Raw genomic sequence first — 12410 nt, forward strand, 5'->3', positions numbered from 1 at the left:
TGAATGGTTGCTAATGACTACGCCATGCCGTTCTCGATCGCCCACCGGGCTAGCTCAGTGCGATTGTGTAGCCCCGTTTTGCCGAGCATATTGCTGACGTGACTCTCGATCGTGCGTTGACTGACCTTTAACTCTTCAGCAATTTCTCGGTTTGCCATGCCTCGCGCGACAAAATGCACAACCCGCAGCTCGGTTGGGGTCAAATCAACATCAAACGGCACTTGAATTTTGGGTGAGCTGTCTCCCCCCTTAGAGTCTTTGTGCTGAATCAGCCGCGAAGCTTGCTTTAGAGAAGACTCGACCTGAGCGACCAGTTCTTCTGGCTCAAACGGCTTGACCATATAAACATCTGCACCGATGTTCAGCCCTTTCACGCGGTCTTGGCTCTGCCCCTTTGCAGAAAGAAAGAGCACCGGAACCCAACTGGTTTTGGGATCTTGACGAATGGCGCTTACAAGAGAATAGCCGTCCATTTCTGGCATCATGACATCACAGATGATCATATCTGGCGTTTCTTGTTCTAACACCTCTAGAGCCTCACGCCCGTTTTCGGCAGTGATGACATCATAGCCACGAAACTCTAGATAGTCTTTCACTAACAAAATCAGGTTGGGGTCATCATCGATCAACAGCAATCGTCTGTGATTCCCTGCGCTAGTTTCCTTCATGCTGTGACACTCGCTCTGCCTTGATCAGGATTGACGTTCTAAAAACCGATAGAAACTAAGTTCTATCAACTGCCATATTCTACAGAACTGACCGTTTAAGTTAACGGAAATCTGATTGAAGCCTATTTTTCTGGTGAAAAGTCTCGAAGTAGTCATCGACTAAGTTGATTATTTCTAATCATTGACTAACGCCTAGAGCGATCGCCCCTGTTTCTCGTGTCATTATATACGACTGCTCAGTGAATTTAACATTGTCAGTCGAACGTCTAATCTCAATCTGAGTCAGCGGCACGTTTTTTACATCATTACTGATGATCGTGATCTCCTTCAAAATTGGCGGGAGTTGGAAGCGGATGAGTCAAGAATGCACAGTCTTGCACGATTTGATTGCCAATTAGATGTTCTTGAATGATGCGATCGATGATGTCTGGGCTAGTGGCTCGATACCAAACTCCATCAGGGTAAACCACCATAATCGGACCTTGATCACAAACGCGCAAACAGTTTGCTTTGGTGCGAAAAATGCAGGTTGGGCGCTCGATCGTGGGTTTGTCGAGGTTGAGTTCTTTTAGGCGACTTTTCAGATAGTCCCAAGCGGCTAACCCGTCTTCTTTAGAGCAGCACAGGGGTTTGGTCTGGTCAGCACAGATAAATACGTGTCGCTGAATTTGGGCGAGTCCCAACGATTCAACCCGTTTTGTCAGATCAGATTGAGAGGTCATTGTTTAAAGCGCTGTGAGTAACGATGATCCTAATTCCTTTCTCTAAATGGGCATCTGATCAAGCACTGTTGGTTGAATTTGCAGTAGAGCATCAATCTGATACTCTAGAGATAGTAGCTCAGATGAACTACTATCTCTAGATAGATGGACACGGCAATTAAATTAAGGCGTTTCTGGAGAATGCGGTTCAGGTTGGGGAGGCTGTAGTTCTGTGCGCTTTGGGCTAAGAGGCGGCTCTAGCGACTCCATGCGGCGAGTGAAATACATGATGATCGCTAAGAAGAGGAATAGCCCGATCGAACCCATCAATAGCGAATAGTCCTGGTTTGCCAGCACCACATAGAGGTAGCTGTAGAGCGCAACCTGCATGACTCCAATAATCGCGCCTCGTTTTCTGGCTCGCAGAACGGCGATCGAGTATGCCGTGATCAAAACAACCACTGCACCCGTTGCAATCAGATAGCCGACCTTAAAGCCGAGATGCTCAGAAATCGCCAGTTGCAGCAGATAAAACATCGACATCGCCACCCCAACTAGCAAATATTGCAACGGGTGAACGCGCAAGCGAGTGGCGGTCTCAAACAGCCAAAACACTGCAAACGTCAGGATTAAAAACAAATAGTTGTATTTAATGCTGCGATCGCTCATTCGATAGTTATCGACGGGCGAAATCAAATCGACTCCAAACAAAGATGTCTGAATCAGCTCAGGATTCACAGGTGATTCGTTGTTCCACTGTTGAGGATAGTTGCGACCGAGCGAGGGAATATCCCAGGTGGCATTAAAGCCTTTGGTCGTCACCGATCGCTGATCAGGCAACCACACGCCCTGAAAGCTAGGATTTGTCCAGTCAGAATTGAGGCTGACTTTGGTGACTTTGCCGAAGGGCGCAAAGGAAATTTTCTCGCTGCCGTTTACCGTGAGCGGAATGGTGAAATCAAAGCTGTCGCCCTTAAGCTGATCTTTTAGATTGGCGTGAATGCCTTGGTCTGCGCCGCCATATTTGCCCTGACCTGCGGTAAACGGAATCGATTTTTGATTCCAGTTCAACGTCGCTTGAGTTTGAATGGCATGAGCATCTGAGATCTGCAAACTCAGTTCGGCGCGATCCCACAGAATATCTTCTGGGCGCACTCCCCAACTCGTGACATCAGGACGGACAAATCCGACCCCGAATATCGAGTTTAGTCTGGTAGATCGGGACTTCAAAAATGCCGCGATAGCGCACTTCTGTCTTAAGATTGCCCGTCACCTGCAAATCATCCGGCAGAAATGTGCCGTATTTCACATCAGCTTTTTCATCTTTGCCGACCTGAGATCGTCGAATATAAGGCACATAGAGCTGCGGTCCTAAAATGGCTTGCTCTCGCCCCCAATTAGACGTGATGCTGCTGATGGCTTCTTGACGGAGATTTTGGCGATCGCTCACCAACCCCTGAAGCATCGCAGTCGGAATTTGGAGAACGAGTATCAGGAACGTAATTAGAAGCAGTCGGGCGAATTGAGAATTTTTTAGCTGCTCGTACATAAGTGACGATCGAGAGGACTGAACGCGGGTATTCATTTCCCAATGATTCACCTCTGCTGGCAGAAATTTCGGAGGAGGAAGTTTAAGAAACGTAAAGCAGATAGTCTACTTACTAGCTGAAAACCGCAGCCTCACATAATCGGCAGCCCACTGCCCAGACGCATCGCACAGAGTAGGCTTTAAACTAGCAGTCACCTCATCTAAAAAAACATCTCGTTCTGAACTGGGCAGCGCCGTTGTAAACGGATTTGCAAAGGTTGTCAGCCATCCTCTAATCCCGGTAGGTAGAGGAGTGGGGCGAGGAATCAGCGCAATTCTGCCGACTTCAAACCCTCTTGATTCCAATCGCGTCTGATAGTCTTCTATTGTTGGAAAATACCAAGGATTTAGGGTCGCTGCATCAAGCCCCCGTTTCTCTAATGCCTTGCCTAGAGCAGACACGATCGCGGCAGTGTTACCCGCTCCGCCAAACTCACCCACAAACCTACCGCCTGGTTTCAACGCTTGCCACACGCCATCGATCACTCGATCGGGCTGGGTCATCCAGTGCAGTGCAGCGTTGCTAAACACGGCATCAAATTCAGGGTTGAAATGCAGTTCGTGCCCATCGATCAATCGGGCATTGAGTCCGATCGACTGGGCAGAGTTGACGAAATCAGGACTTGAATCGACCCCAATCACTTCACAGCCAAAATCCTGCAACTTTACCGTTAACGCTCCGTCGCCACAGCCCAGATCCAAAATTCGTTCACCGGGTTGGGGGGCAAGCCATTCGACCGCAGCCATTCCTAAATCGGAGACAAATCGGGCATTCTCAGCATAGGTCTTAGAGTTCCAGGTTTGTTCCATAATGGCATATTTCCTACAGTCTAGTCTCTCGGTGCAGCAACTACTTCCGCCTGCTGCTTCTTGGCTTTATCCGGGTGGAAATATGCCTCTAGCACCTGTCGCACCATCGGAGCCGCAAACGAGCCGCCGCCCCCACCAGAGTTTTCTCCAAACGCGACCACCACGATTTGAGGCTTGTCAACCGGAGAAAATGCGCCAAACCAGGTGTGCGATTCACGCCCAAAATCTTCTGCGGTGCCGCTTTTTCCGGCGATCGCTAAATCGGTTCCGCTAAATGCCGCCGTTGCGGTGCCTCCATTGACCACGCCTCGCAGTCCTTCGTGGAGAATCCGCACGGTTTTGGGCTTCAGGTTTAGAGGTTCGCGCCAGTTTTCAGCAGATTCATTGTCTTGAAGGAGGTGAGGCTTGACGCGATAACTGCCATTGGCAGCGATCGCAAACATCCCTGCAACTTGCAGCGGTGTACACTGCAAAAAGCCTTGTCCGATCGACATATTAACCGTGTCGCCCAAAAACCAGGATTCGTGGATTTCTTTCTGTTTCCAGGCGTTGTCTGGCACCAATCCTGACGCTTCTTCATCGCCTAGCTCAATGCCTGTTTTTTGCCCAAACCCAAACCGACGTGCCCATTGAATCAGAGTTTGGTCGCCAACTCCCATGCCGATTTGATAGAAAAAGGTATCACTACTCCACGTCAGGGCACCTACAAAGCCTTGAGGACCGAACCCTGCGTGGTTCCAATCGCCAAAATCGATGCCGCCGACTCGAATCGATGCCGAAGTCGCTAGCACGGTATCCGGCGAAAATTTGCCCGACTCTAACCCCGCCGTTGTCGTGACGATCTTAAACGTGCTGGCGGGAGGATAGCCTTGCAGCGCCCGATTCACAAACGGGTGGTCTTCACCCTGCAATCGCTGCCACTGCTTTTCTGAGATGCGAGTCGAGAATAGGTTGGGGTCAAACGCCGGACGGCTGACCATCGCCAAAATTTCGCCATTGTTGGGGTTAATCGCCACGATCGAGCCTTTGCGATTTCCCAACGCAGTTTCGGCAGCTTTTTGGAGATCGAGGTCGATCGTCAGCGTCACGTCTTTTCCGGCGTGAGTTTGCTTTTCTCCTAAGATCTTAACGACGTTTCCAGCCCCATCGACTTCGACTTGTTGACCGCCCCACTCGCCCCGCAAGTCTTGCTCACGCGCCGATTCAATGCCCATTTGACCAATGACATCACCGAGCCGATAGTGATCTAGATGATGTTTCTTAAAATCATCATCGGTGAGTTCGCCCGTGTAGCCCAGCACATGAGCCGCCAAATCGCCGTTGGGATAGCTCCGCACAGCTTCTGCATCCACCTGGACTCCATCCAGTTCACCAATGCTTTCGGCTAAAGCTGTGACTTTTTGAGGGCTGATGCTGCGAGCAATGCGGACTCGATAGGGGGAGTTATAGCCTTCCGTCTCCAGACGCTTTTGAATATCAGCGACAGGAATGTTGAGAATCTGCGAGACGCGCTCTAAAGTGTGGCTCCACTCGGCTTTCTTTTGAGCAAGGGGCCACAGAAAGACTGAGTGAGAGAGACGACTGCCTGCAAGAATTTTGCCTTTGCGATCGAGAATCTTCCCCCGCTCTGGCTGTTTAGGAAGCAGTCGAATGCGATTGCTGTCTGCCAGTTCTCGGTTTTGAGTGCCCTGCATCAGTTGCAGATAGGCAAGGCGACCGCCCAACCCTCCTAAAATCATCGCCGCAACGCCAAACGTCAGCGTCAGAGCCTGGTTTTTGCGACCGACGCTGCGAGTGTGTTTCTGGTAAGCGATCGTAGGAGGAGACTGAAGCAAAGTCTATAGTCAGCTGAAGATATCTTCAGGGCGAAGGCGAACAGACAGATCTTTCAGGCAAAAGATCGACTAATCTAAATTGGGAATTCGTTCATCCAGATGGGCAGTCTAGGGCTAACAGCGCCATTCTAAAATATCGGTCTCGTTGCCATTCGTTAAATAACGTTACTCAGACGCAGCAGGCAGGTAATCTTCTTGACGACTTCACGATATAAGATAAACCAAACGTCACATCTAGCATCTTTATCGGGGATCAGGCAAGCTACCTTCGGCGCAACAAGCAGGAATCACCGCAGGAAATCGTCACTATGGCTCAGACGGCAACGCAGAATCAGCAAACAACAGGCATCAATGTTGAGTTTGATGTTGAGCTGCGAAAAGTATTTAAAGTTTTCAACGGAGAGATTGTCGTTCGCGGGATCGATCTCAGTATTCGACGCGGTGAATTCTTTAGTATCTTAGGTCCGTCGGGCTGCGGCAAGACGACCACTCTGCGATTGATTGCTGGATTTGAGACTCCAACCGCTGGGGATGTGCTGATTCGCGGACAATCGATGCTCAACGTTCCGCCCTATCGCCGACCTGCTAACACGGTCTTTCAAAACTACGCGCTGTTTAGCCACTTGACCGTTTGGGAGAATGTCGCCTTTGGGCTGCGGATTAAAAAGCGCGGCAAAGCAGAGGTGCAAGAGCGAGTCAAAGAGGCTTTAAAGTTGGTGAAGATGGAAGGCTTTGCAAAGCGCTTTCCGGCTCAACTGTCTGGGGGGCAGCAGCAGCGAGTCGCTTTGGCACGAGCGTTGGTCAATCGCCCCACGGTGGTCTTGCTCGATGAGCCGCTGGGGGCGCTTGATCTGAAGCTGCGAAAAGAAATGCAGGTCGAACTGTCGAATCTGCATCAAGAATTAGGCGTGACGTTTGTGCTGGTGACCCACGATCAAGAAGAGGCATTGAGCTTGTCCGATCGCATCGCAGTGATGGTTGACGGCAAAGTTGAGCAGATGGGTTCACCGAGTCAAATCTACGATCGTCCTCAAACGCCGTTTGTCGCTGATTTTATCGGAGACACCAATTTGTTTCGCGGCAGAATCGAAGGCGCACACCCCACCATGCTGTGGGTGATCACCGACAAGGGGTTGAAAATGAAGGTGCAGCCTGCCAATGATACGAATGGGCTGCCGCTCACCTCTGGCGCGGTGGTCGTCAGTGTGCGCCCCGAAAAGGTGAATGTTGGCTTCTCGCCGCCTGATGGCTCGCTCAACTGTTTTGAAGGGCGACTCAAGCATGTGATGTATCTCGGAACCCATGTGCATTATGTGGTGCAGCTTTTATCGGGCGATCAGATTACCGTTCGTCAGCCCAATGCGCTCAACGTTCCCACTGGTGATACGCCCGTTTACCTCCACTGGGGCGCAGACGATTGTTTGGCGCTGCCAGAATGACTTCTATGGCTGATTTGACTCGTCTTCATCTATCTCGATCGCGGCGGCGGTTTTTGCAAACCTCGATCGCGGGCTTGTCAGGCATAGCACTCTCAAGCTGCGGCTGGACGCTGGCAAAAGTGCAAACTGATCAGGTGCGGCAAGGTGCCTCTGACGAGCTGCATGTTTATACGTGGTCTAACTATGTCGATCAAGAGTTGATTGATGCGTTTCGATCGCAGACGGGCATCAAGGTCATTTCTGACGTGTTTGACTCTAACGAGACGATGCTGGCGACCTTTCAAGCAGGCAAAGCTAGAACTTACAGCATTATTTATCCGTCTGACTATAAAGTGTCGCAGATGGTGAAGTTGGGCTATCTGAGTGAGTTAGACCATTCTCGCTTAGATGGGCTTCAGAACATTTTGCCGAGATTTCAGAAGTCCGTTCACGATTCGGGCAACCGCTTCAGCGTTCCGGTAAGCTGGGGCACAACGGGGCTGATTTACAACAGCGAAAAGCTGACAGAACCGCCCACCGATTGGAATTATCTCTGGACGCACAAAGATAAACTGACTCGTCGCCTGACTTTAATGGACGATGTGCGAGAAGTCATGGGGGCAGTGCTGCGATCGCTCGGCTATTCTTATAACTCCACTGATCTACAGCAGATCAAGCAAGCCTACGAAAAACTGCAAGAACTCAAACCTGCCATTACGACATTTACCACCGATGCTTGGCGCGATCAGCTTTTGGCGGGAGACTTGTCGATCGCGATGGGCTATTCGGCGGATGCGGTCAACGTGATCAATCAAAATCCTAAGCTCAAATATGTGATTCCGACCAGCGGCACCTCACTCTGGAGCGATACGATGGTGATTCCTAAAACGGCTCCTAACCCAGATGCCGCTTACGCTTGGCTGAGTTTTATGCTGCAACCCGAAGTCGCGGCTAGAGTCACTGAGCGGCTATTCTTTGCAACGCCCAATCAGGCTGCCTTCAATCAACTCCCTGACACGTTGAAGAACAACGTCACTCTCTTTCCGCCTCAAAATCTGCTCGATAAAGCAGAAACCGTGGCTCCGTTAGACAAATCTATACTCGAACTCTATGAAAAATATTGGACAAAGCTGACGAGCAGTTAGGGTCGTTATCTCTTAATCCTTCATCCTTTTCCTCCTGTGTCTACCAAAGTTCCTTCTGAATCTCGCCCGATCGCTCCCACTCCCCAATGGCTGCAAGCGCTTTTGCTGTTGGTTCCCGCAGGCGTTTGGCTGGCACTGCTCTTAGTGATTCCGACGCTGCTGATTTTTGAATTGAGCTTGGTGCCCAACATCAAACCCGGAGACCTTGTAAATCCATCGGGGCTAGGCAACTATTGGCGAATCTTTCAGTCAGATGTGCTGAACGTAATTGGTCGATCGCTCCTCTTTGCTACCGGAACTACGCTACTTTGTCTCCTGATGGGCTTCCCGGTCGCCTACTGGATTGCGCTCCTCTCTCCTAAACGCTGGCGCAACTTGCTGCTGTTAGCCTTCGTGCTGCCGCTTTGGACATCTTCTCTATTGCGCTCTTATGCCTGGATTAGCATTCTGCGTCCGACAGGCGTTCTCAACACGCTGCTGACAAGTCTGGGTTTACCGACGCTCGATTTACTCAACCGATCGCCTGCTGTGTTTATCGGCATGACTTATAGCCTGTTGCCCTACATGGTGCTGATTCTCTATGCTTCGTTAGAAAAGCTCGATCGTCGCTTTTTAGAAGCTGCCGCCGATTTAGGAGCCACTCCCCCTCAAGCATTTTGGAAAGTCACCGTCCCGCAAACTCTGCCCGGAATCGCCGCAGGGTCTCTACTCGTGTTTATCACCGGGCTAGGAGATTTTATCAATCCTGAACTGTTGGGCGGCACGTCGAGCATGACAGCCGCGCGACTGATCTATAACCAATTTTTAGGCGCAACTCAAAACTGGGGATTTGGGTCAGCCCTCAGCATGGTGTTAATTCTGGCAGTTAGTTTAGCGATCGCGCTGCTCATTAAATACGGCGACAAAAATGCAAGCTCCCTCTAAAAGTCCCCTTCGCATCTCCTGGCAAGCGCTGTTTTCGGTGCTGATGTTTGGCTTCATGTACTTACCGATTTTGGTACTAGGGTTTTATAGCTTTAACCAATCGCCCAACAGTGCTCAGTGGGGCGGATTTACGCTGTCGTGGTATGTCAAATTTTTCAACGACAGTCGTATCCTCTCAGCGTTGTCAGATAGCTTAACGGTTGCGTTCTGTGCCGTTGGCATTTCTGCAATCATTGGCACACTCATGGCAGTAGGATTAGCGCGTTATCGATTTCCGGGTAAGCAGTTATATCAGGGTGCCTCTTACTTGCCTCTGATCATTCCAGATATCGCGATCGCGGTTTCGACGTTAGTATTCCTCGCGGTGATCGCAGTGCCATTAAGCTTATGGACGATCGTTGCTGCCCATACCGTATTTTGTTTATCCTACGTCGCGTTTGTCGTATCCACTCGCCTTGTCAATCTCAATCCTCATCTCGAAGAAGCCGCCCAAGATTTAGGCGCAACGCCCTATCAGTCATTAGTGAGGGTGCTGTTGCCAGAATTGATGCCCGCGATCGTCTCTGGCTGTCTCCTCGCATTTGTCCTCAGCATGGATGATTTTCTGATTGCCAGTTTTACTGCTGGAGGCGGCGCAACAACCCTCCCAATGGAGATTTTCAGCCGCATTCGCACCAGTGTTAAACCCGATATCAATGCCTTGAGTGTCGTTCTCATGGTTGCTTCTGGTGCAGTGGCACTGATTGCAGAAACCATTCGCTATCGCAGTGAGAAAAAGCGCCTCCAGTAATCGATCGAATCTGTGCAAAATAGAGTCAGTCTCACTGAGCTTGATTTTATGATTGCCACGACGCTCTCCACGTCTTACCCGATTCAACCGCACCCCGACGATCGCTTCGCCATCACCTTTGCGCCCCTGCTGCTTCAAGAGGTTTATGACCTGGCAGATAATCCTGCAAGTGGCGCGATCGTAGTGATGAGCGGGATGGTTCGCAACAAAACCGATGGCAAGGCGGTCGAATCGCTGGAATATCAGGCGTATGAACCGATGGCGATGCGTGTCTTTCAGCAAATTGCGGCAGAGATTCGTAAAACCTGGGCAGACGTGAATCGTGTCGTGATTCATCATCGCGTAGGCAAATTGCAGATTGGCGAAATCAGCGTGTTGATTGCGGTGGGATGTCCTCACCGATCGGAGGCATTCGAGGCGTGCCAGTTTGCGATCGACACACTCAAACACAACGCGCCCATCTGGAAAAAAGAACACTGGCAGGATGGCTCTAGTAGTTGGGTCTCGATCGGAGCCTGTGAGCAACTCGACTGCTAAGGTCAACCATGTGAGTCGTCGCCTATGTCAACATCTCGGCTCGTGAGCGATTTGAGAATTTCTGTGAGTCAAAGCGACGAATACCTAAAGGAGACGCGGTACAACATTTAAGATTTGGTTTGAATTATGGAATGTGCCTGATTTAGCCTGAATTTCTGCGTAGCAGGGGTCAGATTGAGCTTTTGATTAGCTTGATGCTCAATTCTGAATCTCGCTATGTCAAAAACTCATCAGGAATGCTTGCGTGTTCTGGAAGTCATTCGCTGGCAAGGCAAACCTCGGTGTCCGTATTGCGATTCAACAAGTGCCTCAGCCTTTAAATCAGAACAAAGGTATCACTGCAACACTTGTTTTACTTCATACAGCGTTACGGTTGGAACACTTTTTCACCAGACTCATGTAGATTTACATAAGTGGTTTCATGCACTTGAATTAGTGTTGAAAGCGTCTAGGGCAGTCAGTGTCCGTCAACTTGCTCAAGAAGTCGGAGTGAGCAAAAATACGGCTTCGTACATGATTGCCCGAATTCGTAAAGCCGTAGAGGAGGAGTCAGAACTACTACAAGAACTAGTGAGATTGCTAGATTAACGGGTTCATTTTCTTTTCAATCAGTAAACGTTAATTCATCGAATGAGTTGGAGATTAGTTAATGCAAGCTCAAAACAGAGTGCCTTTCCAAGTTCGTAAAGATCATGCCGTATTTACAGCCTTCTTTCTGATCTTTCTTGCTTTGCTTTTATCGCGAGTGATGCCGTTGCTTGTCCCTCAAGAAAAACCAATTTTAGAACTTGTAGTAGGTGGTTTTTTTCTTACGTTTTCTTACAGCATGGTGAATGCTTTAGTTGGGGGAGCAATTGATTTTGCTGCGGAAGAGAAACAGCGGGATTTCCTAGACAAGCAATCTCCTGATAGCATTCACACATTACAAGAGTTAGAATACTATTCTGTAATTCCGCCGGAGCATAGAAAGCAAGCTGGTAAGTTACTGAGCGTTCAGACTCAGACCCTTGAAGATATTGAACAAGACTCGCGCGTTAGAGATACGATCGTCTGCGGGTTAGCAAATGAGTACGTACTGAAAAGAATCGCTGTGAAGGCATGTGCTGTAGCTTTAAGGAAAGAAGATGATCGAGCGTACCTCGAAACTGATCTCAGATTTGCACGTTTTCGACAGGATATATACATCTACCTTCGTGCTTGGCTAATTATGAGTATCAAGTATAAAAGGGAGATGTCGATCGACTTAATTCAGCAAGGGTTTCCTGATGAGAATTCACCTGATAAGTATGCTTACATCAGAGCAATTCGATATATTCGAGAAAAGTCGATCAATAAGCTGCGAGTAGAAGAGTGCTTGAAAGCAGAACACATAGAATCAGCAAAAGTAATACTCAGGCAAGAGCTAGATAAATTAATCGAGACCTTGCACAAATAGTTGCAACTAAATTTTCAAGCACTCATACTAACTCTAGAAATCGTCCATTTCATCAAGTTCTTCAGGCGTAATTGGCATTCCTTTTGCTCTTAGGTTTTGGACTAATGTGTGGTATCTGATCTGTTGAGCAGCCTCTGCAAGAACCTGCTCATTTTGCAAAGTCCGATCGATCTTCTCTTCTGCATCTTTAATATCTGAACTGTTATTGGGAGATGAATTCATCAGAAGCTCCTTTAGAACTATCTGAGCTTTTCCCAGAACGCTCTCTATAAGTACCCGCGTCCTCGCTGCCTCACTCATCGATCGCTCCTCACAAAATAGAATGCGCGATCGAAGTTTACGTGTTTGTTCGGGTACAATCTATACCGCAATCTGGGACAAACTCAGTACACTTAATCTACAGTATCTTTGTACTATACAGTTTGTCAACCTGAGTTCTGTAAAGGTTTTTTGGGGGCGATCGGGTTCTTGTAGAGTGTTGCAAACCCTCAACTCCCACCGTCAAAGGGTTACAGATTCAGCAGATCAACTCACGTTCTCACCCAGTCTGAAAAGGGTT

14 protein-coding genes are annotated in these 12410 nt (G+C 49.1%); 7 read left to right on the forward strand and 7 right to left on the reverse strand.

The features are described 5' to 3' along the window. Nucleotides 1-17 precede the first annotated feature (17 nt). The 6 genes from A8707_RS05905 to mrdA form a co-directional block, all read right to left on the reverse strand. Nucleotides 18-668, reverse strand: coding sequence for a response regulator transcription factor (locus tag A8707_RS05905; protein ID WP_068815874.1), 651 nt, complete (start codon nucleotides 666-668; stop codon nucleotides 18-20). Nucleotides 669-973: 305 nt separating this feature from the next. Continuing rightward, on the reverse strand, nucleotides 974-1390 hold the full coding sequence (locus A8707_RS05910) for a (2Fe-2S) ferredoxin domain-containing protein (RefSeq protein ID WP_068815875.1): 417 nt from the start codon (nucleotides 1388-1390) through the stop codon (nucleotides 974-976). A 162-nt stretch (nucleotides 1391-1552) separates the two neighbouring features. Beyond that, nucleotides 1553-2599, reverse strand: a complete 1047-nt coding sequence (creD, locus tag A8707_RS05915) for a cell envelope integrity protein CreD (RefSeq protein WP_197484640.1) — start codon at nucleotides 2597-2599, stop codon at nucleotides 1553-1555. Then, on the reverse strand, nucleotides 2541-2954 hold the full coding sequence (locus A8707_RS30150; protein ID WP_082906243.1) for an inner membrane CreD family protein: 414 nt from the start codon (nucleotides 2952-2954) through the stop codon (nucleotides 2541-2543). Before A8707_RS30150 ends, creD begins: the two co-directional genes overlap by 59 nt. 69 nt (nucleotides 2955-3023) lie before the next feature. After that, the gene (locus A8707_RS05925; protein ID WP_068815878.1) at nucleotides 3024-3767 is read right to left on the reverse strand and encodes a class I SAM-dependent methyltransferase; all 744 of its coding nucleotides are present in this window, start codon (nucleotides 3765-3767) and stop codon (nucleotides 3024-3026) included. 20 nt (nucleotides 3768-3787) lie between these two features. Further along, nucleotides 3788-5602, reverse strand: a complete 1815-nt coding sequence (gene mrdA, locus A8707_RS05930) for a penicillin-binding protein 2 (RefSeq protein ID WP_068815879.1) — start codon at nucleotides 5600-5602, stop codon at nucleotides 3788-3790. Between the two features lie 308 nt (nucleotides 5603-5910). On the opposite strand from mrdA, the gene A8707_RS05935 reads away from it, so the two are divergent. The 7 genes from A8707_RS05935 (at nucleotide 5911) to A8707_RS05960 (ending at nucleotide 11851) form a co-directional block, all read left to right on the forward strand. Next, complete coding sequence (locus A8707_RS05935) at nucleotides 5911-7041, forward strand: ABC transporter ATP-binding protein (RefSeq protein ID WP_068815880.1); 1131 nt, start codon at nucleotides 5911-5913, stop codon at nucleotides 7039-7041. Beyond that, complete coding sequence (locus A8707_RS05940; protein ID WP_082906244.1) at nucleotides 7038-8165, forward strand: ABC transporter substrate-binding protein; 1128 nt, start codon at nucleotides 7038-7040, stop codon at nucleotides 8163-8165. The genes A8707_RS05935 and A8707_RS05940 overlap by 4 nt, the downstream gene beginning before the upstream one ends. Nucleotides 8166-8201: 36 nt before the next feature. Then, entirely contained in the window at nucleotides 8202-9089 is an 888-nt protein-coding gene (locus tag A8707_RS05945; RefSeq protein ID WP_068815882.1) for an ABC transporter permease, read from the forward strand. Next, the gene (locus tag A8707_RS05950; protein ID WP_068815883.1) at nucleotides 9073-9879 is read left to right on the forward strand and encodes an ABC transporter permease; all 807 of its coding nucleotides are present in this window, start codon (nucleotides 9073-9075) and stop codon (nucleotides 9877-9879) included. The genes A8707_RS05945 and A8707_RS05950 overlap by 17 nt, the downstream gene beginning before the upstream one ends. Before the next feature lie 48 nt (nucleotides 9880-9927). Then, complete coding sequence (locus tag A8707_RS05955; protein ID WP_068815953.1) at nucleotides 9928-10416, forward strand: molybdenum cofactor biosynthesis protein MoaE; 489 nt, start codon at nucleotides 9928-9930, stop codon at nucleotides 10414-10416. 216 nt (nucleotides 10417-10632) lie between these two features. Beyond that, on the forward strand, nucleotides 10633-11004 hold the full coding sequence (locus A8707_RS30570) for a transposase (RefSeq protein ID WP_074382465.1): 372 nt from the start codon (nucleotides 10633-10635) through the stop codon (nucleotides 11002-11004). Nucleotides 11005-11065: 61 nt separating this feature from the next. Beyond that, a complete protein-coding gene (locus tag A8707_RS05960) occupies nucleotides 11066-11851 on the forward strand; it encodes a hypothetical protein (protein WP_068815884.1) in 786 nt (261 codons plus the stop codon). Between the two features lie 33 nt (nucleotides 11852-11884). Here the strand turns inward: A8707_RS05960 and A8707_RS05965 are convergent, their stop codons facing one another. Beyond that, a complete protein-coding gene (locus tag A8707_RS05965; RefSeq protein WP_197484641.1) occupies nucleotides 11885-12073 on the reverse strand; it encodes a hypothetical protein in 189 nt (62 codons plus the stop codon). Between the last annotated feature and the right edge of the window lie 337 nt (nucleotides 12074-12410).

Source organism: Phormidesmis priestleyi BC1401 (assembly GCF_001650195.1).
GTDB classification, from domain to species: domain Bacteria; phylum Cyanobacteriota; class Cyanobacteriia; order Leptolyngbyales; family Leptolyngbyaceae; genus Phormidesmis_A; species Phormidesmis_A priestleyi_B.